Source organism: Phaeodactylibacter sp. (assembly GCF_022763345.1).
Classification (GTDB): Bacteria; Bacteroidota; Bacteroidia; order Chitinophagales; family Saprospiraceae; genus Phaeodactylibacter.
In genome coordinates this window covers 42,040-67,093 of the sequence record NZ_JALEGS010000104.1, presented here as the reverse complement: position 1 = coordinate 67,093, position 25,054 = coordinate 42,040, and the positions used below count along the sequence as shown (strand labels likewise).

Genomic DNA, 25,054 nt, shown 5'->3' with positions numbered 1-25,054 from the left:
ATATTTCGGGAAGCCATTTCGGCTTCCCTTTTTTTATGGGCTGATTTTCCTCTCTGTTAGCAACAGCTGTTTATTTGGGTAGAAAACTAATCCACCTGGCCTAGATGCTCAAAACTTCACGAATGGACCGGTTCAGAATATCAATTCCCTGATCAAGCTCCTCCTGTGTGATCGTCAGCGGAGGAGCGATGCGGAATACCCCTCCGTAGCCTTTGATGCGGACGATATTCATACTCAGCCCATTTTTCAGGCACTGCTCTGCAATTTTGCTGCCTAGTTCGGAGTCCGGCACTTTTGATGCCCGGTCTTTCACGATTTCCATCCCCAGCAACAGCCCCCTGCCTCTTACGTCCCCTATACAGTCGTAGCGCTCCTGCAACGCTTCGAGCCCTCTTTTGAGGTAATCCCCCATTTTCTGAGCGCGTTCCCGCATTTTTTCTTCCACCAGAATAGACAGCACTGTCACGCCTACTTCAGCAGGTAGTGGATCAGATACATGAGATGTAACACTGATGAAGCCTTTATCGTAGCAATCCTGCTCCAGCGTGTCGCTGGTAACCACAGCAGAAAGCGGCAGCCCTCCACCGAGCGTTTTAGAGAGCGTAAGAAAATCGGGCACTACCCCACTTTGCTCAAATCCAAAATTATCCCCAAGCCGGCCAATACCGGTTTGAGCCTCATCGAAAATCAGCAGCAGCCCCCGGGCATCACAATGCATCTTCAGGGCTTTCAGGTATTCCGGAGTCAGTTCGATGATGCCAGCTGCACTCAACACCGGCTCCACAATCACCGCCGCATAAGCACCAACGGACTGCCGGTCAACAAGATCCATACCTATATCGAGACAGGTATTGTCGCATTGCCCGGAGCAGTGCTTCACCGGGCACCGGTAACTGTTCGGCGCAGGAATAGCGTAACTGCCGGGCATAACCGGGCCATAAGACCGGCGCGTGAGGGAGTAGGTATAGGACTGTGCACCTGCTGTCATGCCATGCCAGGAACCCGTGAACCCAATCACCTCAAAGCCGCCCGTTGCCAGCTTCGCCATCCGGATCGCCATCTCATTAGATTCGCCCCCGGTGGAAAGGAACATAGCCCGGGACAGCTCGGGCGGCAGCAATTCCGCTAAACGCCGGGACAGCTCAATGACGGAAGGCGACAACATCGCGCTCAGCAAATGAATGGAAGACTGCGTGCCCCGGTGCAAGGCCTCCACAATACGAGGATGGCTGTGGCCAAAGATGGCGCACATTTGCCCGGAGGTGAAATCCAATATCTGACGCCCATCATCGGTATAAAGATAAGCCCCTGATGCTTTGGTGATCAGGACATCACTGAAGTTTTCACAGTAGCGGATGAGGTGCTGCTCGGCTTCCTGAAGCCATTCGGGATGGGTGGACTCGGTGCTCATACTTTTTTCCGGAAATATCTTCTTTTCCCGAATCCTGGAATAGGAAAAAACGCACCTACAGCACAATTGTGTTTTTATATTTCTTCGAATAGGGAATATAGCCCTGCCGGAACTGCCGTGGGGTAAGCCCGGCATATTTGCGGAAGACCCTGTTAAAGTGCGATTGGTCGTAAAAGCCATTGCGCAAAGCGATCTCCGTCAGGCTATAGTGATTTGAACTGACCATGTCCCGAAGCACGCCCTGTAGTTGCAGCAGTTGCAGGTACTTCTTAGGAGAAATACCGCAAATGGAGCGGAAGGTGGACCGGAGGTGCTTCCCGGAAAAAGAAATAGAATCAGCGGCTTCCTGAATACGGTAATTTGGCAGAGCATGGACTTCCTGCAGAAAATGATCCACGACACGATAACAGGAACGGCGCTTTGGAAGACTCAGGCACTTTTCACGGACTAGCTGCTCAAACTTTTCGGGGCCAGGCAAGGGACCCACTTCTACTATCTGTGAAAGCGGCGTAAGGAAAGCCTCCATCACCTCCGCATCAGAAAGGTGCTCAGCACTTAATCCTGTTGCCTCAAAAAAAGTTACGGGATGCAGAAAAAAGCAAAACGCCTCGTAATCAGCCTGAAGATAAGTCCTGATAGGCTGTACCTGAATGCGCCCGATCATGGCGGAATGGACACGGTGATACCCCGTAGTTTCAAAGAGGGACAGATTTACCGGGAAGATAAACTCCAGAGAAGGAAAAGGTACCGTTAGCAACTCAACGGCATTCCGCCTTTCCTTTTTCAATACGAAAGGGCTGAGCTGATCATCAATACCAAGCCGAAAGGTCCTGTAGTAAGCCTCCATGAGGCTAAAATAAGGTTTTCTTCTCTGAGATTCAGCTATTTCTCCTTACCGAGGTTTTGTTGCTGCGGCTTACTCCCCATCCAATTTAACCATTGTGCCATATTCCTCAAGCACAATCTGCGACCTCAAATCCCCACTATCAAGGTCCAGCTGATAGATCACTTTGAAGGGCGGAGATTCGCCATAGCAAAGGTAGCTGTTGCTGGCGGTGTGCAGGGTTTGCAGCTGCTCTGACAACTGTCCGATCGCGAGGTTCTCAGCCGAAAGCTCCGTGTAGGACAGCCCGTCTGTTCCACGAAATTCCACCTCATACAACCGATAGCCGAATTGATTCTCCGGGAAGGTCAGGGCAAACATCCGTCCGGCATCCGGGTCGGGGACAAAACCAAATAGCCGCTGCGGGAAGGTATCGCGGGCCACAAGGTTCTTGCTGGCATTATCGTAAATCGTAGCCGTGTACAGCCGCTCGGTGAACCCCTGATTGATCTGCCCCATAAAAACAAAGTAATTTTCAGAAGGGCTGTAGACGAAGTCGTTCAGCAAATCAAATCCCAGAGGGAAGGTATCTAAAGCTACGCTTAAAGACCGGGCTGCCAGGTCAATACCGTACACGCGCCCTTCCAGTCCGCTGTACAGGAAGTACTCATCGCTGTTCCGGCCCTCCTGTAAAAAGAGCGAACCCTCAATTTTCTGTCCGGTCTCCGGATCATTCAGTGCAAGCCTCGTGGTGTCGAAGGTGGTCAGGTCCTGCACCACCAGATTAACCCCGTTGAAATCGGTGTACAGATGACGGTTGCCGGAAAAGTCATTCAGGCGGTTGACCCCAATTGGCAACTGAAAGCTCGCAGCTGGCCGGACGGTCTCCGGTATGGTGTCCCAATTGCCAGTTGCTAATTCGATAACAGCTTCCCATCGCTGGTTCACATCATCGCGTTGCATCGTGCTGTACACGCAGCAATTTGGGTTGTAATCTACGGGCGCACGCATATCGCCATCGTCATCGCATGCCATATAAGTCAAAGTGGACAGCGCAAAAAAGAAAAGTAATAGTCGGGATTGGTTCATCATTATATGAAGGTCCTTTTTGGCAAAGATAGATCATTTTTTCAGGGGAATAAACCGCTGCACGGCTTTGAATGTTGTCCCTGACCGATGGAATCCGGGATTTTCCCTACTTTGGCCGCAACGAACAACCTTCAGCGTTATGCACCTCATTGTCCTTTCCGGCCCTACGGCAAGTGGTAAGACAAGGCTCGCCATTCAACTGGCACAGCACTACGATACCGTTATTGTCTCTGCCGACAGCCGTCAGTTTTTTCGGGAGATGACGATTGGGACCGCCAAGCCTGACGCAGAGGAGCTAGCGGCTGCTAAACATTACTTTATTGACAGCCATAGCATAGAAACCAACTACAGCGTAGGGCAATATGAAACAGAGGCGCTGAAGCTGCTGCAAGGGCTTTTCACTAAACACGAGGTCGTCATCCTCACCGGTGGCAGCGGGCTCTACCTGAAAGCCGTTTGTGAAGGGCTGGATACTTTCCCGGACGTCCCGAAAGCGGTACAGGCAGGTGTGGAGGCCGACTTTCGTGCCCATGGGCTTGCCTATCTGCAGGAAGCCCTGAAAACCGCCGATCCGGACTACTACGCTGAGGTGGACCTCGATAACCCGCACCGGCTCATCCGTGCGCTATCCGTTTGCCGTTCCAGCGGAAAGCCTTTTTCCAGCTTTCGCCAAAAAGCAGCTGGGCAGCGGCCCTTCCAACCCATCTACCTGCAGCTGCAGTGGCCAAGAGCAACGCTTTACGAGCGCATCAACCAACGAGTGGACATGATGCTTGAGGCCGGACTCCTGGAAGAAGCCCGCTCCTTATTCCCTAAACGCCAACTCACTGCCCTGCAGACCGTCGGCTACCAGGAATTATTCGACTACTTCAGCCAGCAAACCAACCTGGAGGAAGCCATAGACCTCATCAAGCGCAACAGCCGCCGCTATGCCAAACGGCAAATGACGTGGTTTCGCAGAGACGGGTTTTGGAAGCTTTTCCACCCTTCTGAGTGGGAGGAGATCCGAAAATACACGGACCAGGCCATACAACACCGGTTGACCTGGTCGCAAGCGCGCCACGAGGATAATTTGGATGGCAAGCTCTATCAGGATGGCACTTGTATTGCCCGATTTGAAAGGGCCTCGCGCAAAGACCAAAGCCTAACGGTGGTTGACCAGGCGCCTCCTCCTCCCTTGTCTTGGATACTATGGCATCAAGTACGGCTCCTGGCGCTGGAAGACGAAGCTGCTTTTCTTCATACCGCCTTGCCCACCGATGAATTAAAATGGCCGATTGCCCTACCGGAAAACCTCCCAAACTGGATGCAAGCCGCTATCTCTCCCACCGGCAATACTTACCGCATCCCGGGATAAAGCAGGCCCCTCCAAACTATCCTCATCCTTATGCGTTCCTGTCTTTGAATCAAGCACCTCAGCGTGCCCTATTCCAAACCGATGACGGCCCTGTCTGCTGGCACATCGGTTTTTAATTTCCAGACCTTTTACTAAGCATGAGCCCACTGCAAAGCGTACTTAACGGCTATAGGCAAGTTCCCCGCCACGTCATCTATCTGATTGTGGCGCAGTTCTTTGTGCAGGGCATCAATACGGCTTTCTTCCTGCTCCTCAATTACTACATGGCAGAGGAAGGCTTTGCAGATTATGAAGTGGCGGAAGTGCTTTCCTACCGGTTCCTGGCGGTCTTTTGCCTGGCTTTCCTAATCGGTTTATTCATCAAAGGGCGGCGTTTGAAGCCCTTCTTCTACGTGGCTACGATTGCTACCCCGGTCATGTCGCTGGTGTTGCTGCACGCTATCGGAGCAGGCTGGACGCAGGTGGTGAATGCTTCTGCCATGCTCTGGGGGCTGGCTTATACCTGCATGCAAATCACAGTGCTGCCCTTTATCTTGTTGAATGCCCGTAAAGAGGCCCACTCAGAAGCCATTTCGCTTTCCTTTTTGTCCTTCTCCGGTACCATTTGCCTGATCGGTATTGGCAATTTCATCCTGACTCAGATCGACCCGGCATTTTTTACAGAAAAGCGGGTACTGCAGGGCATCTCTGTTTTGGGGCTCACCGGTGCCTTCTTTGTCTCCCGGATTCGGGTGCCGGAACAGCTTTCGCAAAAAGTGCCTTTCCGGAAAGTGCTGCACGGGTACGACTGCGGCACGATTTTCAAAGCCCTCACGCCCACTCTGATCATAGCCGTTGGTGCCGGTTTTACCATACCCGTTATCAATCTGTTTTTCCTCAATGTGCATGGGCTGCCTTCCGATCAGTTCTCATTGGTAGGCTCCCTGACCTTTTTCCTGGTCGCCATGACTGTGGCCATCATGCCGTATGTCCGGCGCAGCTTTGGATACAAGGTCGCCATTACCTTTTTTCAGTCGGCTTCCATTTTTATGCTGTTTGCCCTGGCCACCACGGAGTACTACGCCCACCTGCCATTCGCCCTGGGCATTGCCATCGGAGCCTATGTGCTGCGACAGCCCCTTATGAGCGCTGCGGCGCCCATGACTTCCGAACTTACGATGTACTACGTGGGCCCCAGAAACCAGGAAATCATGAGTGCCCTCAACGCTTCTGTCTGGTCGGGCAGCTGGTTCATTTCCATGAAACTGTTCGGCTGGCTGCGGCAAATGGAGTTCCGCTATGTAAGCATCTTTCTCATTACCGTAGCTATGTACATTGTTGGCGTGGCCTGGTACGCCTACCTCATCCGGCAGTATGAACGGGAGCGGCAGGGGGAACATTCTGAAGGTCAGCAAACCAAGCTGGAACCGGTGGAAGCAGGGAATAAAAGCCTGTAAAACCTCTGTTGCCGGAAACATAAAAAGCAAATCCCCTTTACCAACAAGAATCATCAGAAACCAGTGACAAAAGTCACCCGCCTGCCCTTCACGGTATCGTACATTTATGGCACAAAACAAACGAAAGACAACTGTTTTTCTAGTTCGCAAAAGGTAAACGGCCCGGGCCGTAACCAATGAAAAAAGCCAAACATGCCGACCGTTAGCACTAAGCCAATGACACAAGGGGCTGTGCCCAATATTGCACCCGCGTGTTTCCACTGTGGTGAGCCCTGTGCGCCCACCCATATTCAGCTGGACGACAAAGACTTCTGCTGCGAAGGCTGCAAGACGGTCTTCGAAATACTGGATGATAATGGCATGTGCCGTTATTACGATATTGATGAGCAGGCTGGTATGAGCCTCAAGGGCAAAAAGCAGGCCGCCTTTGCTTATCTGGACGATCCTGATGTCCGCGAAAAGCTCATCGATTTTGCCAATGATGACCAGACCCGCGTCACTTTCTTCATCCCGGCCATCCACTGCGCTTCCTGCCTTTGGCTGCTGGAAAACCTCTACAAGTTCAATCCTGGCATTCAGGCGACTACCGTCAACTTCGTCAAAAAGGAAGTGTATGTCACCTTTGACGAGTCGGTGATCAGCCTCCGGCAACTGGTCGAACTGCTGGACAGCATTGCCTACACCCCTGCCATCAACCTCAGCAACCTGGACGGTGATCAGAAACCTTTGGTCGACCGCTCCTTTTACTACAAATTTGGGGTGGCTGGTTTTGCATTTGGCAACATCATGCTGCTCAGCTTCCCGGAATACCTGGGGCTGGACAAGACGCTGGAAGGCGAGTTTTTCCAACTGTTTGGGTACCTGAACATCCTCCTGGCGCTGCCCCTGGTCTTTTATTCCGGCAGCGACTACCTCAAATCTGCATGGCTGGGCCTGAAAAACCGCAACCTGAATATTGACGTGCCGATTGCGCTGGGCGTATTGACCCTTTTCGGCCGTTCTGCATTTGAAATCCTGACCCATACCGGAGCGGGCTACCTCGACAGCCTTGCCGGGCTCGTCTTCTTCCTGCTGGCTGGCAAATGGTTTCAGCAACGGACCTACCATAGTATTTCCTTCGAGCGCGATTACAAGTCCTATTTCCCTATTGCGGCCCACCGTAAAAACGAGGACGGCAGCACCACCTCCACCACCCTCGACAAGCTGGACCCGGGCGACATCATAGAGGTCAAAAATGGCGAGCTCATCCCTGCCGATGGTGTCCTGCTTAACGGAGAAGCAGCGATTGACTACAGTTTTGTGACTGGCGAATCGGAACCCGTTGGGCGTAACAGCGGGGAGAAAGTGTATGCCGGAGGGCGGCAAACCGGCAGCAGCATTGAAGTCAGCCTGACCCGCCGCGTTTCCCAGAGCTACCTGACTCAGCTGTGGAACGATGAAGCCTTCACCAAGGCCACCGATTCCCGCACCAGTGAACTCGCAAACCGGGTGGGCAAGTACTTCACCTTTGCCATCCTGATTATCGCCTTCACCACACTGGGTTACTGGCTGCAGTACGATACCGGCCTCGCGATTAATGCCTTTACAGCAGTATTGATCATCGCCTGCCCCTGTGCCGTGGCACTGGCAGTGCCCTTTATTTTTGGTAATGCGCTGCGCGTGCTGGCCCGCAACCGGTTTTTCCTGAAAAACACGGCAGTAATCGAAGCGGTAAGCAACGTACAATCCGTCATTTTTGATAAAACCGGCACCCTCACCGATCGCCATCAAAGTTCCATCCACTTCGAGGGCGCACCGCTCGATGCCCACGAAAAGCAAATGGTCCGAGCCCTGCTCAAGCCTTCGAGCCATACCCTGAGCCAGCAAATCGTAGCCTACCTCAGCGCCGATGAACCCGCTCAGGATGCCACTTTGTACCCGGTCTCCAACTGGGAGGAAGTGGTCGGGCAAGGTGTGGCCGGCAACGTATCTCATTATCACCTGAAAGCCGGCTCCGCTGCATTTATGGATAAGAAAGTGGCGGCAGAAAGCGGGGTGTACATCCAAATCAACGGACACGTAAGAGGGGCGTTCCGTCTGGAAAACCATTTCCGTACCGGTCTTTGGGAAGTCGTGCATTACTTTGCTCAGCGCGCCCGCCTTTTCCTCCTATCCGGCGACAACGACCGGGAACGGAGCTTGCTGGAACCTGCATTCGAAGGCAAAGGGGAAATGTTTTTCCGGCAGAACCCACAGGATAAACTGCAATTCGTCCGCAAACTGCAGGCGAAGGGAGAAAATGTGATGATGCTGGGCGATGGGCTGAACGATGCCGGTGCGCTGAAGCAGAGCGATGCCGGAATCGTGGTAGCAGAAAACACCAATAACTTCACCCCGGCCTGTGATGCGATCCTCGATGCAGCTCACTTCGACCGCCTGCCCGACTTCGTTGAGTTTGCGCGTAAGAGTATCCGGCTGGTGTACTATGCCTATGGTTTTGCACTCATCTACAATATTATCGGGCTGAGCTTTGCCGTGCAGGGTGCTTTGTCGCCCATCGTAGCAGCCATTTTGATGCCACTCAGTTCTATAAGCATCGTATTGTTTGGGACGCTGTCCAGCAACATCCTGGCCCGAAAGCTGAAGCTTTAAGCGTTGCAGGTGCTTACAAATCAGGCTTGCGAACCCAAAAGCACTGGAGTTGTTATGTGATTTTTTACATTTGCGCGATTGCGAACCAATTACCAGAGCCTAGTGGATCCCAAGACTATCAACATTAAGGATTTCTCCTACGAACTGCCCGAGTCCCGGATTGCTAAATTCCCTCTAGAAGAGCGGGATGCCTCCAAGCTGCTGCTCTATAAGGGCGGAAAAATCGATGCTCATTCCTTTCGGGCGCTGCCGGAACTGCTACCCGAGGGAGCACTGCTCGTTTTCAACAACACCAAGGTCATCCACGCACGCCTGCATTTTACCCTGCCCAACGACAAACGGCTGGAGATCCTCTGCCTGGAGCCCCTGACACCGGCTGAATACCAGCAAAACTTTTCCAGTACGCAGAACGTGCGCTGGAAATGCCTCGTAGGCGGCAACCGGAAATGGAAAACCGGAGTAATCGAAAAGAGCATCGCTACCGAATCCGGCGATGTACAACTCAAAGCCACGCGGATCGGCCGCATGGAAAATGCTTTCGAAATCGAATTCGAATGGAATAATGACCGCATTGCATTCGGATCATTACTCGCGGCGGCGGGCATTATCCCCTTGCCCCCCTACCTCAACCGGGAAAACGTGCCGGAAGACGAAGACCGTTACCAAACCGTCTACGCTAAGACTAAAGGCTCTGTGGCAGCGCCTACCGCCGGGCTCCACTTCACGGACCGGGTATTTGACGACCTGAAAGAAAAAGGCATCTCAACACTGGAAGTCACCTTACACGTGGGCGCCGGAACATTTAAGCCGGTATCAGCCGAAGCCCTGGCTGACCACCATATGCACGAGGAGAGCATTTACATCAACCTTGCCACTCTGAATACACTGATTGCCCATTTAGAGCAAGGCAAGCCGATCATTCCGGTCGGCACCACGAGTATGCGGCTGTTGGAAAGCCTGTACTGGCATGGCCAAAGCCTTTGCTCCGGCCACCAGGCTTCCTTTATTGATGTGCAACAGTGGACACCCTACGAAGAAGGCATACGCCCCTCCACGCTGAAGAGCTTCCTGGCAGTGCGGCAAGCCCTGGAAGCCCAACAGCAGGAAACCGTACAGGGCTACACACAGTTGATCATCGCCCCGGGCTATACCTTCCGGGTTTGCAATGGCATCATCACCAACTTCCATCAACCTCAGAGCACCCTGTTGCTTCTGATTGCCGCACTGATTGGAGAGGACTGGAAAAAAGTCTATGACTTTGCCCTGAGCGAAGATTTCCGCTTTCTTAGCTATGGAGACAGCAGCTTGCTCTTGCCGGGGAGCAGAGGCTAGAGCGTTTCCACCAGTTCACTCAGCGCATCTATCGTTACGTGGTCCATCACCACCACCTTATACCACTCCGGATGAGTGTGGCTATCGGGTACAAGCCCAAACTGTTCTGCCACTTCTCTGGAGATACCGCTTTTGTGAATGGTGACAATATTAGACCCTGGGTGCCGGTAGAACCGGATAGCCCGGTCCCTGAGTTGCTGGCACAGCCACTCCGTCCGGTAGTTCAGAATGTGGATTTTCTCAAACCAGCCATGCGGGCCGTAGGTCATCAAAATCATCCAAACGGAAATGGCATTTGCCCCCGAGCGGCTTCCGCTTAGTGTGGCGTCAAGTCCCTGCACATATTGGGCTTCCTCAGTATAGGCATATTTCATCCACCCTTTTCGGATCAGGAAAATACCGGTACCGTAGGGCGCTTGTACCATCTTGTGGGCATCAAGGGTGATTGAGGCCACCTTAGGGTTGGAAAAATCCAGGGCGTGCTCAATCTTTGAAAAGGGGAAAAAGAAACCGCCGTACGCGCCGTCTACATGCAATTTGTAAGGCATTCCAGCTTCCTCCAGCACCTCAATGTAAGGCTCCGGGTGGTCTACCGACCCAAACATGGTGGTCATCATATTGCAAACCACAATAAAATACTTAGCCCCGGAGGTCTGCGCTTCGGCAACGGTTTCCCGGATAGCGGAGGCGGTGATGCAGCGGTCTTCCGGGCTCGTTGCCACGGCAAAGCCACGTACCCCAAGCAAATTGGCTGCTTTATGCATAGAGTAATGGGCGTCAGCCGAGCACAGGATGGCAATTTCAGTGGCAGTAGCCTCCTGCTCCCGCATGAAGTAGTTCCGGTAGATCCACATAGCCTGGATATTCGCTTCTGTACCGCCACTGGCTACGTAGCCATCAAACTGCCCTGCTTCTGCTCCGTTGAAAATGTCTACTGCACACAGGGCAATCAGCTCCCGCTCAATCTCCTGTGTCCCAGCAAAGAAGCTTTCTGAATCGCCTAGAGTATGGCATCCGATGTGATTGGGGTTTTGTACCAGGGTAGCCAGAAAAGGGGCTTCGCGCAGCATGGCGGGCTGCGGGGTGAACACTTTCTCGTCCAGGTGAGAGGCCGGCAAACCAAGAGGGGAACGGTCTTTGTAATCCACATTTTTGCCCAGTGCCTCGAATACCCGCTGATGGATTTGCGCGGGGCTCTGTTTGCTCCAGAATTGCATTTTAGCGGCATAGATACGCAAAATGGGTGACATCTGCCGCGTTCACTACAATGCAATAGCGGCATGAAAGCCCTTGCCATTACTAGACTCCCGGAAGACGCTCCGAAAAAGGTTCATTATTTTTGGCACTTTTTACAAAAAATCACTGGACATCAGCAGATTATTCACTAAAATTGCACCAGCAAACACAAATTAAAATGAGCAACATTTTTGCTCGTTCTTTTCTTAGTATTCCCTATCGAAAAGGTCGGCAATAAGTAAATACAGCTTTTTTTAACCGCTTTAGCTTGCTTATTTACCAAGCTTGAGTAATTTTATTACTCAATCATGATAGAAACCTTAATATCCTCCAAGACACGTATCAAGCTGCTGATGAAGTTTTTCATCAACAGCAAGACCACGAGCTACCTGCGGGGTTTGCAGCAGGAGTTTGGAGAGTCTTCTAATGCCATTCGGGTGGAACTCAACCGCCTCGAGGAAGCGGGAATGCTGCGCTCAGAAACGGTTGGCAACAAAAAAATGTTCCGGGCCAACGACCAACACCCCCTTTTCAGTGAGATTCATAATATCCTTTTGAAGCAAATTGGAGTAGACCGGGTCGTGGAGCAGGTTATAGAACGCCTGGGCAATGTGGAGCGGGTTTACCTGATCGGTGATTTTTCCAAAGGCATAGACAGTACCATCATCGACCTGCTGATCATCGGCAGCATAGACCGGGGCTACCTGCTGGGGCTTGTAGAGAAAGCAGAGAAGGTCGTCAACCGGAAAATACGATATCTGCTTTATGAGGCGGAGGAGTTTTCAGAAAGCATGCTCGACCGTTTCACCCCTGAGCCGCTGCTGCTTTATTTCAATAAAATGGAACCGAACTAGATGCAGTATGATGTCGCTATAATCGGTGCCGGCATTGTAGGCCTTGCTACTGCTTATCAATTGACTGAGAAGCAGCCGGGCCTCCGTATTGCCGTGATCGACAAAGCTCCTGGCGTGGCGCGGCATCAGACCGGCAATAACAGCGGCGTTATCCATTCTGGCATTTACTATACGCCCGGCGGCTCCAAGGCGCTCAACTGTGCCCGTGGTTACCGTTACCTGCTTGATTTTGCCCGGGCTCATGGCATTCCGCATGACGTTTGCGGCAAAGTCATTGTCGCCACCCGCCCTGATGAAGCCTCCCGCCTTGAGAAAATACTGAAGACCGGGCGGGCAAACGGGCTGGACGGTATCCGGATGATCAGCCGGGAGGAATGCCGGGAGATAGAGCCTCACGTGAATGCCCTAAAAGCCATATGGGTACCCCAATCCGGCATTATCAGCTATCGTGCAGTGGCAGAAAAGTATATGGAACTGGCCCAAAACCGGGAAGGTGAGGCGCTGCTGGGGCATAAGGTCCTGGACATTGACCTGCGCCCCGGGCAGGGGACCGTTATTACGGACAAGGGGGACATCACCTGCCGGCTGGTCATCAACTGTGCAGGGCTGTATTCTGATAAAATTGCCCAACTTACCATGCCGGAGATTGACCTGCAGATTCTGCCCTTCAGGGGCGAATACTACGAACTGCGCCCGGAGAAACGCTATCTGGTCAACAACCTGATCTACCCGGTCCCCAACCCCAACTTCCCGTTCCTGGGCGTACACTTTACCCGTATGATTGGCGGAGGTATTGAGGCTGGGCCCAATGCTGTGCTTGCCTTTAAGCGGGAGGGCTATAGCCGCTACGATATCAACTCGAGCGAACTTTGGGAAACCCTCTCCTACCCCGGCTTTCAGCAAATAGCTCGGAAGTACTGGCGGGATGGGCTGAACGAGCTCTACCGGTCGTATTCCAAATCGGCTTTTGTGCGCGCCCTGCAGCATTTGATACCGGAAATCACCACAGCTGACCTGGTCAGAGGCGGCGCGGGAGTGCGGGCAATGGCCTGCGGTCCGGATGGCACGCTGATTGACGATTTCCTGTTTTTGGAAAAGCCTGGTGTCATCAACGTTTGCAACGCCCCAAGCCCGGCTGCCACAGCGTCCCTTGCGATTGGAGAGACAGTAGCGCAGAAAGCCCTCCGCCATTTAAACCTTAACTAACGAAAATAACAATTTCATTATATGTCTGATGTCAAAATGAACATACAAATGGTGGACCTCAAAACACAGTACGAGCGGCTGAAGCCGGAGATCGATGCTGCTGTTCAGGAAGTCCTGCAGTCCTGTGCCTACATCAACGGCCCGGCTGTAAAGTCTTTTAAGGCGCACATGGAATCTTACCTGGACGCCCGTCATGTCATCCCCTGCGCCAATGGCACAGACGCCCTTCAGATCGCGCTCATGGGCGTTGGCCTACAGCCGGGCGACGAGGTCATTGTGCCTGCATTCACTTATGTATCTACAGCCGAAGTCATTGCGCTCCTCAACCTTAAGCCAGTCATGGTGGATGTGGACCCGGACACTTTTAACGTTACAGCTGACTTGGTGGAAGCGGCGATTACGCCCAAGACCAAAGCGGTAGTCCCGGTCAACCTGTTTGGGCAGAGCTGCGACCTCGAGCCTATCATGGAAGTTGCCAAATCCCATGGGCTATGGGTCATTGAGGACAATGCGCAGGCCATTGGTGCTGACTACACTTTCAAAGACGGGCATACTCAAAAAACAGGTACCATCGGCCACATCGGGTGCACCTCCTTCTACCCTTCTAAAAACCTGGGCGCCTACGGCGATGGCGGCGCGCTGTATACCAACGATGAAGCGCTGGGGCAAAAGCTGCAGATGATCGCCAATCATGGCCAGGTAAAGCGCTACTACCACGACATGGTGGGCGTCAACTCCCGTCTTGATAGCATTCAGGCTGCCATTTTGGACATCAAGCTGGGGCACCTTGATGCGTACGCAGCGGCACGGCGGTCTGCGGCAGACTACTATGACCAGGCCTTTGCAGGTATCGAAGGGCTGCAGACGCCGGTACGGGACCCCAAGTCCACTCATGTTTTTCATCAGTACACCTTAAAGGTGGCTAACGGAAAGCGCGACGCTCTGCAAAAGCACCTACAGGAAGCCGGTATCCCCAATATGATTTACTATCCGGTGCCCCTGTACGAGCAAAAAGCCTATCAGCAAGCTATGGACCAGCAGATTGATCCCCTTCCCGTTACGGAAGACCTGTGTAATTCGGTGATCTCTTTGCCTATGCATACGGAACTGGATGAGGCTACATTAGCCTACATCACCGAAAAGGTGAAAGCCTTTTTTCAAAAATAGAGGACAAGCGGCAGAGGATATAACCTCTGCCGTCTACCGTAGATTCTCCAATACAAAAAAGCTTAAGACTCCCTACTTATGTTTGATGCACTAAAAAACCGCGAGAAAAAAATCTCCGTTATTGGCCTTGGTTACGTTGGCCTCCCACTCGCTCTGGAATTTGCACGCGACTTTGAAGTGATTGGCTTCGATATCAACGAAGACCGTATCCAAATGATGAAAAACGGCGAGGACCCTTCTGAAGAACTGGAAGGCAGCGCTTTTGACAATAAGCGGATCACCTTCACAGCCGACCCGGCTATGCTTAAAGAGGCCCACTTTCACATCATAGCGGTCCCTACGCCAGTGAGCGAAAGCAAAGTCCCTAACCTCAAGCCTGTCCTCTCTGCCTCTGAAACGGTGGGTAAGGTGCTGAAGAAAGGCGACTATGTCATTTTCGAGTCCACCGTTTACCCAGGTTGTACCGAGGAGGACTGCCTTCCCATTCTGGAGGAACTATCGGGACTAAAACTCGGCAAAGACTTCAAAATCGGTTACTCTCCTGAACGCATCAATCCGGGTGACAAGGAACGGACTATCGAGAAAATTCTGAAGATTGTTTCCGGAAGCGATGAGGAAGCCCTGAAAGAAATTTCAAAAACGTATGGCGCCATCATCAAGGCGGGAATATACGAAGCGCCTTCCATCAAAGTAGCAGAGGCAGCCAAGGTCATTGAGAATACGCAGCGCGACCTCAATATTTCATTTGTGAATGAGCTGTCCATCATCTTTGACATGATGGGAATCGACACGAATGAAGTGCTTGAGGCAGCTGGTACCAAGTGGAACTTCCTAAAGTTCTCCCCTGGCCTTGTGGGCGGGCACTGCATTGGTGTGGACCCTTACTACCTCACGCACAAAGCCAAACAATTGGGGTATGACCCTCAGGTCATCCTGAGTGGACGCCGTATTAATGACGGCATGCCTGGTTTTATTGCCAAACGGCTGACGCAAATGTTGATTCAGCGGGGCAAAAACCCAAGTCAGACCAAGGTGCTTATCATGGGCATCACCTTTAAGGAAAATGTAGCGGACATTCGCAACTCCAAAGTGGCGGACCTGGCAAGGGAAATCATGCAGTACTCCATTAACGTGCACATCACTGACCCCTTCGCTTCTCCGAATGAGGTAGCGAAAGAGTACAAGCTGACGCTCGTGGACAATGCCTCAGACGATTATGATGCAATTATCGTAGCGGTCAACCACAAGGCCTATCAATCGCTGGATTTTGAATACTTCAAGTCCATTTGCAAAGAAGACCCCATTGTTATGGACATCAAAGCCATTTATGAAAAGCCCGGTGCAGATGCCGGACTGACTTACTGGCGGCTCTAGCCTTTTGTTAGGCTTTCCCCATAAAATCATAGTCCTGAAATCTGGTATTTCGTAAAACAAAAAGACCTCCAATGAAGACTGCGATTCAACAACAACCCGAAAACCACCTGAGCAACATCGAAAGCAGATGGTTTGCCATTTATACCAACTACAAGCGCGAGAAAATGGTAGCGGACCGGCTGAAGAAGAAAGGCGTTGAACACTTTCTACCGCTTCAGAAAGTCACCCGCAGGTATACCCGAAAGGTAAAACACCTGGAGCTCCCGCTGATCAACTGCTACCTGTTCGTCAAGATCAAAAAGAGCGAGTACATCCGGGTGGTAGAGACGCAGGATGTGCTCAATTTTGTCCGTTTGTCAAAAAACCTGATTTCCATACCGGAGACCGAGATTGATGTTTTGCGTCTTGTCGTAGGAGAAAACATTGAGGTGGAAGCTCAGGAAAGCAGAAGCTTGAGCCTCTGCAACGGTGACGAAGTAGAAATCCTGGGTGGAAGCCTTACCGGAATGAAGGGCATTCTCCTCAACCAAAAGAACGAAAAGAACTTCGTGATCGAACTGGAAAATATGGGCTACTCCCTTATCATGGATATTGACCCGAGCCTGCTCCGGAAAATCAAATCCGGAAGTGCACGGACCGATAACGAGCCCAAAGGTGGCCGTTTTAAGGATTATTTGTAACATTCCTTTAAACTGTAGCGTACTGATTATTGGGGTGCAGCATATGCAAATTCTCTTTGGTGGGTTTGCATGAGAAAATTTAATACCCTAAATTGCATGTCACTACTTCAAACCTTAGAAAAGCTACGATACCACACCTTTTCGAACAACACTATTGCTCTGTGAACGATGAAGCATAAAGCAGGATCAGTTTCTTTACTGCCTGGTTCGGCTTCGGAGCATTTGTAGCTTTGGTCAAGGTATTGACTTGCCATCAAAATCGTTTGCACACCCAATCGAGAATATAGAGGACGTACCGTTCGTCAAGACTTACTGACTGTAAAATAGCCCGTGCCCCACAGGTTTGGGAGCAGGGCAATATACGGCTGGTATCAGACATTAGACAAATATGCATTCTTCATCTTTACAACATAACTTAACACCATGAATATTGCAGTAATTGGAACGGGCTACGTAGGGCTTGTCACCGGCACTTGCTTTGCAGAAACCGGCAATCATGTCATTTGCGTAGACATTGACGAAAAAAAGGTAGAACGCTTAAAGCAGGGCGAAATCCCGATATACGAGCCCGGGCTCGATATCCTTTTTGACCGCAATACCAGACAAGGGCGCCTGAAGTTTACCACCAATCTGAACGAAGGGATTCAGGGTGCCGAGGTTATTTTCCTGGCCCTGCCTACACCTCCGGGCGAAGATGGCTCCGCCGACCTTTCTTACGTGATGGGTGTAGCGGCTGATCTATCGGAGATTATAGACACCTACACTGTGGTAATCGATAAAAGTACAGTACCCGTAGGTACGGCTGAGAAAGTCCATGCAATACTTTCCGACAAGCTTTCTGAAGACCTGTTTGACGTGGTATCCAATCCGGAATTTCTCCGGGAGGGTGTCGCAGTTGACGATTTCATGCGCCCGGACCGGGTGGTAATTGGCACGTCTTCGGAACGCGCAAAGGAAGTCATGTCCCGGCTTTATGAGCCTTTCGTGCGTCAGGGCAACCCCGTTTACTTTATGGATGAGCGCTCAGCGGAAATGACCAAGTACGCTGCCAACTCTTACCTGGCCACCCGCATTTCCTTTATGAATGAAATCGCCAACCTCTGCGAAAAGGTAGGCGCGAATGTAGATATGGTCCGCCTCGGAATGGGCAGCGACTCCCGTATTGGCAAGCGGTTCCTCTTCCCCGGAGTGGGCTACGGAGGCTCCTGCTTCCCTAAGGATGTTCAGGCATTGGCGAAAACAGCAGCCGAAAATGGCTATGACTTTAGGATCCTGAATTCTGTGATGGGCGTTAATGACAAACAAAAACATATTCTCAGCAAAAAAATCATCGACTACTACGGTGGCAACCTTAGTGGCAAGACCATCGCCGTTTGGGGACTGGCTTTCAAGCCGAATACCGATGACATTCGTGAAGCCCCCGCACTTACCATCATTGAAGAACTGCTGAATGCGGGCGCTTCCATCAAAGCCTTTGACCCCGAAGCGATGGACAACGTCAAGCAGGTATTTGGCGACCGGATACAATTTGCAGAGGAGCAATACGAAACGCTAATTGGCTCGGACAGCCTGGCAGTAATTACTGAATGGCCGGTATTCCGTGCGCCCAGTTACAAGGTGCTCCGGGAGCTCCTCAGCGAGCCGGTTGTTTTTGATGGCCGCAATATCTATGACCCCAGGGTTATGGAAGCTGAAGGGTTTTACTACGATAGCATCGGCCGGAACAAGGTCGTGCAAAAAGCAGAGGCTTAAACCCACTACCCTCCCCGGCGCCTGCCGCGGAGGGTATTTTATTCAACAAGACGAAAGCTTTAAATCTCAGCCATGAAAAGAATACTTATTACCGGTGCTGCCGGCTTTTTGGGGTCCCACTTATGCGACCGTTTCATCAAGGAAGGGTGCCATGTAATCGGGATGGACAACCTCCTGACGGGCAGCCTCGATAACATCAAGCATCTGTTCCCGCTCAAGGAATTTGAATACTACCACCACGATGTTTCGAAGTTTGTGCATGTACCGGGAGACCTGGATTACATCTTGCACTTTGCTTCCCCTGCCAGCCCCATTGACTACCTGAAAATGCCGATCCAAACCCTGAAGGTCGGAGCTTTGGGTACGCACAACCTCCTCGGCCTTGCCAAAGCCAAAAACGCCCGTATCCTTGTTGCCTCCACTTCGGAAGTGTACGGCGACCCGCTCATCCACCCGCAAAAAGAAGACTACTGGGGCAATGTCAATCCAGTAGGACCACGCGGGGTATACGACGAAGCCAAGCGCTTCCTGGAAGCCATTACCATGGCTTATCACAACTTCCACGGTGTGGAAACCCGGATCATCCGCATTTTCAACACCTACGGCCCGCGCATGCGGGTGAACGACGGCCGGGCGCTGCCTGCTTTCTTCTCACAGGCCATCCGCGGAGAAGGGATTACCGTCTTTGGTGATGGCTCACAGACCCGATCTTTCTGCTACGTAGCCGATTTGGTAGAAGGCATCTACCGCCTGCTAATGAGTGACCACCACTTACCAGTAAACATTGGCAATCCGGATGAGATAACCATCAAAGAAGTAGCCGAAGAAGTAGTGAAGCTCGTGGGCAATCCCGATGCCAAAATCACTTACAAGCCACTACCCAAAGACGATCCGAAAGTGCGGCAGCCGGATATTACCAAAGCCCGTGAAATCCTGGGTTGGGAACCTACGGTTAGCCGGGAAGAAGGCCTGAAAATCACAATGGAATACTTCAAGGAAGTCGTAAAAGTTTAACGTTGCTGCCGGGGGGAAAGCCCCCGGCAATTTTCCCTACCTTTGCGAGGTTATTGAAAAAACGCAATAATCCTCTATGTTCAACCTGTTCAAAAAGACGCCCCCTCTTGGCGATTTCGCATTTCTGGAAACAGATATGCATTCTCACCTGCTGCCCGGTATTGATGATGGTGCCAAAGATATAGAGGACAGCCTCTCCCTTATCGCTCAACTACAGGAGATGGGCTATCGCCATCTCATCACCACGCCGCACATTATGGCGGACCTTTACCCCAACACACCGGAAATCATACGGGGGAAACTTGCGGAGGTACAAACCGCAATAAAAGCGGCCGGGCTGAATGTTACCCTTGATGCTGCCGCCGAGTACCTTATGGACGAAGGCTTTGAGCCTCTGCTTGAAAAAGGTGACCTACTTACCTTGCCCGGGAATCGTGTCCTGGTGGAAATGAGTTTTATATCCGCTCCACCAAAATTGGAACAATACCTATTCCGGTTGCAAACCAAAGGCTACCGCCCGTTGCTGGCCCATCCTGAGCGCTACCTATTCTTCCGAGAAGACTTTAAGCGGTATGCTGAGCTTAAGGAACGGGGCTGCGAATTCCAACTCAACCTGCTTTCCCTGACCGGATACTATGGCAAGCCCACCCGGGAAAATGCTTTAGCTCTGCTAAAAGCCGGCCTGATCGATTATTTGGGCACGGACCTGCACCACGACCGGCATGCTGAAAATCTCAGGGCCACATTGGAAGATCGGAATATAGCCAAACTACTAGGGGGCAAAAGTTTCAAAAACCCGCAATTGCAATAATTTTTTTTACAGCTTAAGGTACCGCTATCGCTATACCGTTGTGTCCAAACGCTCGCGCGAGCCAAACTCCCAGAGATTAAGCCTTCTGCCCACCTCAAAAACTACGCCGCCAGCAATAGCTCTTTACCCGAGTATGGCCAATTGCCTCCTTTAAGCCTCCGCAAAAAATAGGAGGAGTCATTTGTGAACATTATTTTTGAGAAAGATCAACGAAAAACGATTCAAACCTGAAGCCATGCAATTAAAGCCTTTGCCTACCCTGCTCCTGCTAAGCCTTACTGTAAGTGTTTTTGCCCAAAAACCTGCGCTCTCCATTGAAGTTATTGACCGTTGGAAAACCATAGAGAAAGAGGCAATCGCGCCCAATGGCAACTGGGTCAGTTACGAACTCACACCCAATCAGGGCGATCCTACCTTAATGCTCTACAACCATAGCCAGGCAGAATCCCTGTCCTTTGAGCGGAGCCACAAAGCTGCGTTTAGCGCGGACAGCCGGTTTGCGGCCTTTCATATCAGCCCGGCAGAGGATACGTTGAAAGCTAAAAAGCGCGCAAAGGTCAAAGACAAAGACCTGCCCAAAGACACCCTCTCTATTTTAGAATTGGGCAGTGGCCGCCAGGAAAAAATCCCACGCCTCAAGCGCTTCATCATGCCTGAAAAATGGGAAGGCTGGATGGCTTATCAGCTCCTGCCTGCTCCCAGGGACACCGCCCTGCCCGACAGCATTAAAGTCAAGCCCGAAAATAAGGAGAATGGCAGCCTGCTGGTCATCCGCAACCTTCGTACCGGGCAGCAAGACTCTGTACCATTCGTAAAGGACTTTATTGCAGCTGAAGAATCCCCCAGGTTTTTGATTTATTCAACCGGCGATGATTCTACATTTCAGGAAGGCATTTATCTCTACGATGGGCCGGATGCCAAACTCAGCCCCCTGCTCACTGGCAAAGGGTACTATACCCAACTGAGCCTGAGCCGAGACGGCAGGCAGGCCGGTTTCCTCGCTATTCAGGATACAACCGACTTCAGGGTGGTCCCCTACCAGCTTTGGCACTGGAAGAGCCAGCAGGATGAAGCAGTCACTATTGCGGACAGCAGCGCTGCCTTCCTCCCGGACCAATGGCTGATTAGCGAACACGGGCAACTGGAGTTTTCAGAAGATGGCAGCCGGTTATTCTTTGGCACCTGCCCGCCCCCGGTCCTTCAGGATACGGCCCTCCTTGAAGAAGAGATTGTTAATGTGGAAGTTTGGACCAGTCAGGATGCCCGTCTCTACACCCACGAAGAGGAGCTGCTGGAGGAAAGGAAAAAGCAAAGCTACCGCGCTGTTTTTCATACCGATACCCGCCGGCTGTTGCAGCTGGCAGATGAGCAAATGCCTGAGCTGGTCCTTGGCAACGAAGGCAATGCCCGCTATGCCCTGGGCAAAGACGGCTCACCTTACCTCCAACTGCTCAGCTGGGAAGGCTTTCCGCAAAGGCATGACCTCTATCTGGTAGATGTAGAAAACGGCAAACGTCAGCCTATTGTGAAAAACCTGCCCGGCAATGCTGAGCTGTCGCCCATGGGCGAGTATGCCTATTGGTATAACGTCGCGGACACCTCTTGGGCAGTTTACGATATTGCAGCCCAGCAAACCCGGGAAATTGCCCGGGATATACCGGTTCCGCTATATGATGAACTGGATGACCACCCTATGCACCCTTATCCGCATGGAACAGCCGGATGGACCACCGATGATGATTTTCTTTTGGTGTATGACCGGTATGATGTCTGGCTGGTTGACCCCAGTGGCAGCCTGGCTTCCAACAATCTGACCAAAGGGCGGGCTTCCCGAACTCAATACCGCTACATTAAGCTTGACCCTGAAGAGCGGTCTATAGAGGAAGTTAAACCGATGCTGTTCTACACCTTTAGTGAGGCGGATAAGTCTTCCGGCTATACCTGGTTCAATATCCACACGGGCGTTAAAGATCGCGTGCAGTATGGGGCATATAGTTATGAACGGCGGATTCAAAAAGCACGTATTGCAGATGCTTATCTTTTTACACGGGAAAGTTTTGAAGTCTTTCCTGACTTACTGATCAGCAATGACCATTTATCGAATTTCAAAAAGATCAGTGAGGCTAATCCTCAGCAGCAGGATTTTCGCTGGGGTACGGCTGAGCCCTACAGTTGGACCGGAGCGGACGGGCAGAGAATGGAAGGGATTCTTATCAAGCCAGAGGGCTTTGACCCCGGGCTTCAGTACCCTATGATGACCTATTTCTATGAGCGCTACGCCGACCGCCTGCACCGGCACTGGACCCCCACCTACCCACGGTCGATCATCAATTTCCCCTTCTATGCCAGCCGGGGTTATGTTATTTTCATTCCGGATGTCCATTACCGGATTGGTTATCCTGGCGAAAGCGCTTTGGATGCTATCACTACCGGCGTCACTTCCTTGCTAGACCAGGGATTTATCGACAAAGAACGGCTGGGCGTACAAGGCCACAGCTGGGGCGGCTATCAGGTAGCTTACCTGATCACCCAAACTGACTTATTCGCTTGTGCGGAATCCGGAGCACCGGTTGTGAATATGACTTCTGCCTACGGCGGCATCCGATGGGGCAGCGGGCTGAGCCGGATGTTCCAGTATGAGAAGAGCCAAAGCCGGATTGGTGGCACGCTTTGGGAAAAACCGCTCCGTTATATTGAGAACTCTCCGCTATTCTATACCGATAAGATCAATACCCCCTTGCTCATCCTGCACAATGATGATGATGGTGCGGTGCCCTGGTATCAGGGTATTGAGTTTTTTGTCGCCCTACGCCGCCTGGGCAGACCGGCATGGCTGCTCAATTATAACGACAACCCTCACTGGGTTATGGGCAAGGAAAACCGGAGAGATTTTATGCGCCGGATGCAGCAGTATTTTGATTACTACCTGCTGAACGCCCCTATGCCTAATTGGATGGACAAAGGAGTCCCTCCTCTGGAGCGCGGCATTCATCAGGGGTTTGAGCCCGCAGCGGACCGGCGATAGTGGTAAATCTGCCAGGAATTGTAAAGATTTTGGGCCAGAATGTAAAATATGGGGCCAAGGGCTGCTACAGGGCTGAAATACGTGAGGGCCAGCCATAGGCTGAACATCGTATTCTTACGCCCTAGCGCCAGCCCGGTCTCCAGTGGCAGGTGCCCATGACCGAGCCACTCTCCTAATTTGAATTGAAACAAGCACAGGGCAGTAATCGCCACGCCAATGCCTGCAACAACTTCTACACTTTCTGACTGCTGCCCCCGGAAGTAAGCAGAGGCTGCGGCGGCGGCAATAAAAACATTAATCAGGAACAACCGGAAGGATAAAAACTGGTATTTCCTAATGACATCTGCCCCCTTTATCCAAAGCTTACGCAGCAGAAGGCTTCCCAGGAGGGGGATAAATATCAGGGAAGCTATGGGCAGCGCAATGTCCCAAAAAGAAAACACAGCAGCTCCTCCTCCCAGAATGGTACTGGCGGTAATAGGCAATACCAGCGCAACGATAGGGCTGGTGAGCAGCACGGCGGTGGTCACAAACCCCACCTCTGCCCCCAGAAAACCAGCAATGACCGGACCTGCAGCCGCAGTTGGGGCAGAAGCTATTGCGAATACGGCCTCTGCCGTAGCTGGTTGCCATTGATGGAGGCCAAAATAAAGAAGCAGTGGCAACACGAGGTTAAGCCCTGCCACAAAAATATGTAGCCTATGGAACAGCCGGAATGAAAGCTTCACCTCCAGAAAGGCAAAGAACAGCATCACCATTAGGTTGTAGCGGATGACGAATGTAAAATACTCCGCTGAAGGCACGCATAGCCCAATCAAAATCGCAACAAGGATAGCAAGACTCCTACCCAACTTAATCCAGATCGTTCAGCATATTCTGCTGCCGGTTACTGAAATTGAATGCCTCAAAGAGGGTAAGGGACAGGGCCTCCTCCAAATTACCGTATACCTTGTTATAATCACGCATACTTGCCTCGATCACCTCTATGGCTTCCGAACGGCCATAGGTGTGGGTGATTTCGCACTTGGGCTCTTCACCGGGCAACTGCTTATAGGTTAGAAAGTAGTGCTTCAGCCGGTTCACCACCGTTTCCGGAATATCGGTGATATCACGCCAGGCACCGTAAACTTCATCTTCCCGTAAAACCGCAATGATTTTATCGTCGGCCTCGCCTCCGTCTATCATCCGGAATCCCCCGATGGGTATAGCCCGTACAATGACATTACCGTGGGTGATTTCTCTTTCGGTGAGGACACAAATATCGAGCGGATCATCATCGCCCACGATATTTTTCCGGCCAGTCTTCTCCTGACAATACTCAGCAACCTCATCTTTGCAGTAAGTTTGCGGAATAAACCCGTACAGCGCCGGTACGATATTGGAAAACTTCTGGGGACGGTCAATTTTAAGGTAACCAGTTTTTTTATCGATTTCGTATTTGACCGTATCTGATGGGATAACCTCAATGAATGAGGTCACCACCTGAGGGGCCTCTTCTCCAATGGAAATACCGTGCCATGGATGCGAAGTGTACCGCAGCCCAATCATCTTCCATAATTTATCAAAAGCTTGCTGACTCATTTTCTTTGCTTAGATGAAGTATACAATCACAAGGTAAAGGAAACAAAATAAGGAAACAATGATTAATCCCCGGTCAAAAATTTAGCCTTGACTTTTCTTTTTGCAAATAGGTGATTGCGCTTTGGGCGATTGGGTCGGAATCTCAGCTGGGTGATATTCTGAGGTAGCATTTACCGGGGCCAATACTCAGGCTAACTTGGTTTATTTTATACTATTTACAGTGAGGTTAATTTATTTTACTTTTTCACTGTATATTAATTAATATTCAGAGGCGA

The 25,054-nt window shown here is 51.5% G+C and carries 19 protein-coding genes; 14 read left to right on the top strand and 5 right to left on the bottom strand.

Features of this window, described 5'->3' with window-relative positions; genetic code table 11:
* Positions 1-100: 100 nt before the first annotated feature.
* Positions 101-1,411 carry an aspartate aminotransferase family protein gene (locus MRY86_RS25360; protein WP_293563477.1) on the bottom strand — a complete coding sequence of 437 codons (1,311 nt, stop codon included), beginning with the start codon at positions 1,409-1,411 and terminating at the stop codon, positions 101-103.
* Between the two features lie 55 nt (positions 1,412-1,466).
* Positions 1,467-2,258: a helix-turn-helix transcriptional regulator gene (locus MRY86_RS25355; protein ID WP_293563476.1), complete on the bottom strand. Its 792-nt coding sequence runs from the start codon at positions 2,256-2,258 to the stop codon at positions 1,467-1,469.
* A gap of 827 nt (positions 2,259-3,085) precedes the next feature.
* Between MRY86_RS25355 and MRY86_RS27270 the strand changes: the two genes are divergently transcribed.
* The 5 genes from MRY86_RS27270 to MRY86_RS25330 all read left to right on the top strand — a co-directional run bounded on the left by MRY86_RS27270 (position 3,086) and on the right by MRY86_RS25330 (position 10,079).
* Entirely contained in the window at positions 3,086-3,160 is a 75-nt protein-coding gene (locus MRY86_RS27270; protein WP_363325366.1) for a zinc finger domain-containing protein, read from the top strand.
* Positions 3,161-3,462: 302 nt separating this feature from the next.
* Positions 3,463-4,680 (top strand): tRNA (adenosine(37)-N6)-dimethylallyltransferase MiaA, encoded by a 1,218-nt coding sequence (gene miaA / locus MRY86_RS25345; protein ID WP_293563474.1) that lies wholly within the window; start codon positions 3,463-3,465, stop codon positions 4,678-4,680.
* Positions 4,681-4,817: 137 nt separating this feature from the next.
* Complete coding sequence (locus MRY86_RS25340; protein ID WP_293563473.1) at positions 4,818-6,116, top strand: hypothetical protein; 1,299 nt, start codon at positions 4,818-4,820, stop codon at positions 6,114-6,116.
* Between the two features lie 192 nt (positions 6,117-6,308).
* Complete coding sequence (locus MRY86_RS25335) at positions 6,309-8,747, top strand: heavy metal translocating P-type ATPase metal-binding domain-containing protein (protein ID WP_293563472.1); 2,439 nt, start codon at positions 6,309-6,311, stop codon at positions 8,745-8,747.
* Between the two features lie 102 nt (positions 8,748-8,849).
* Positions 8,850-10,079 carry an S-adenosylmethionine:tRNA ribosyltransferase-isomerase gene (locus MRY86_RS25330; RefSeq protein ID WP_293563471.1) on the top strand — a complete coding sequence of 410 codons (1,230 nt, stop codon included), beginning with the start codon at positions 8,850-8,852 and terminating at the stop codon, positions 10,077-10,079.
* Here the strand turns inward: MRY86_RS25330 and MRY86_RS25325 are convergent.
* Entirely contained in the window at positions 10,076-11,329 is a 1,254-nt protein-coding gene (locus MRY86_RS25325) for a pyridoxal-dependent decarboxylase (RefSeq protein WP_293563470.1), read from the bottom strand. The two genes, MRY86_RS25330 and MRY86_RS25325, sit on opposite strands and share 4 nt — an antisense overlap.
* A 294-nt stretch (positions 11,330-11,623) precedes the next feature.
* On the opposite strand from MRY86_RS25325, the gene MRY86_RS25320 reads away from it, so the two are divergent.
* The 9 genes from MRY86_RS25320 to MRY86_RS25280 all read left to right on the top strand — a co-directional run bounded on the left by MRY86_RS25320 (position 11,624) and on the right by MRY86_RS25280 (position 23,198).
* Complete coding sequence (locus MRY86_RS25320) at positions 11,624-12,169, top strand: winged helix-turn-helix domain-containing protein (RefSeq protein WP_293563469.1); 546 nt, start codon at positions 11,624-11,626, stop codon at positions 12,167-12,169.
* The gene (gene lhgO / locus MRY86_RS25315; protein ID WP_293563468.1) at positions 12,170-13,375 is read left to right on the top strand and encodes an L-2-hydroxyglutarate oxidase; all 1,206 of its coding nucleotides are present in this window, start codon (positions 12,170-12,172) and stop codon (positions 13,373-13,375) included.
* 21 nt (positions 13,376-13,396) lie between these two features.
* A complete protein-coding gene (locus MRY86_RS25310; RefSeq protein WP_293563467.1) occupies positions 13,397-14,542 on the top strand; it encodes a DegT/DnrJ/EryC1/StrS family aminotransferase in 1,146 nt (381 codons plus the stop codon).
* Positions 14,543-14,620: 78 nt separating this feature from the next.
* Complete coding sequence (locus MRY86_RS25305) at positions 14,621-15,916, top strand: nucleotide sugar dehydrogenase (RefSeq protein ID WP_293563466.1); 1,296 nt, start codon at positions 14,621-14,623, stop codon at positions 15,914-15,916.
* 71 nt (positions 15,917-15,987) lie between these two features.
* Positions 15,988-16,596, top strand: a complete 609-nt coding sequence (locus tag MRY86_RS25300) for a UpxY family transcription antiterminator (protein ID WP_293572036.1) — start codon at positions 15,988-15,990, stop codon at positions 16,594-16,596.
* Positions 16,597-17,019: 423 nt separating this feature from the next.
* Positions 17,020-18,348, top strand: a complete 1,329-nt coding sequence (locus tag MRY86_RS25295) for a UDP-glucose/GDP-mannose dehydrogenase family protein (protein WP_293572034.1) — start codon at positions 17,020-17,022, stop codon at positions 18,346-18,348.
* A 72-nt stretch (positions 18,349-18,420) separates the two neighbouring features.
* Entirely contained in the window at positions 18,421-19,362 is a 942-nt protein-coding gene (locus MRY86_RS25290; RefSeq protein ID WP_293563188.1) for a UDP-glucuronic acid decarboxylase family protein, read from the top strand.
* A 76-nt stretch (positions 19,363-19,438) separates the two neighbouring features.
* Positions 19,439-20,173, top strand: coding sequence for a CpsB/CapC family capsule biosynthesis tyrosine phosphatase (locus tag MRY86_RS25285; RefSeq protein WP_293563187.1), 735 nt, complete (start codon positions 19,439-19,441; stop codon positions 20,171-20,173).
* A gap of 235 nt (positions 20,174-20,408) precedes the next feature.
* Positions 20,409-23,198, top strand: coding sequence for a prolyl oligopeptidase family serine peptidase (locus tag MRY86_RS25280; protein WP_293563186.1), 2,790 nt, complete (start codon positions 20,409-20,411; stop codon positions 23,196-23,198).
* On the opposite strand, the gene MRY86_RS25275 is transcribed toward MRY86_RS25280, so the two are convergent.
* Together MRY86_RS25275 and MRY86_RS25270 are read right to left on the bottom strand one after the other, a co-directional pair.
* The gene (locus MRY86_RS25275; protein ID WP_293572033.1) at positions 23,165-24,049 is read right to left on the bottom strand and encodes a hypothetical protein; all 885 of its coding nucleotides are present in this window, start codon (positions 24,047-24,049) and stop codon (positions 23,165-23,167) included. The two genes, MRY86_RS25280 and MRY86_RS25275, sit on opposite strands and share 34 nt — an antisense overlap.
* A gap of 1 nt (position 24,050) precedes the next feature.
* Positions 24,051-24,779, bottom strand: coding sequence for an inorganic pyrophosphatase (locus MRY86_RS25270; protein ID WP_293563184.1), 729 nt, complete (start codon positions 24,777-24,779; stop codon positions 24,051-24,053).
* Positions 24,780-25,054 lie beyond the last annotated feature (275 nt).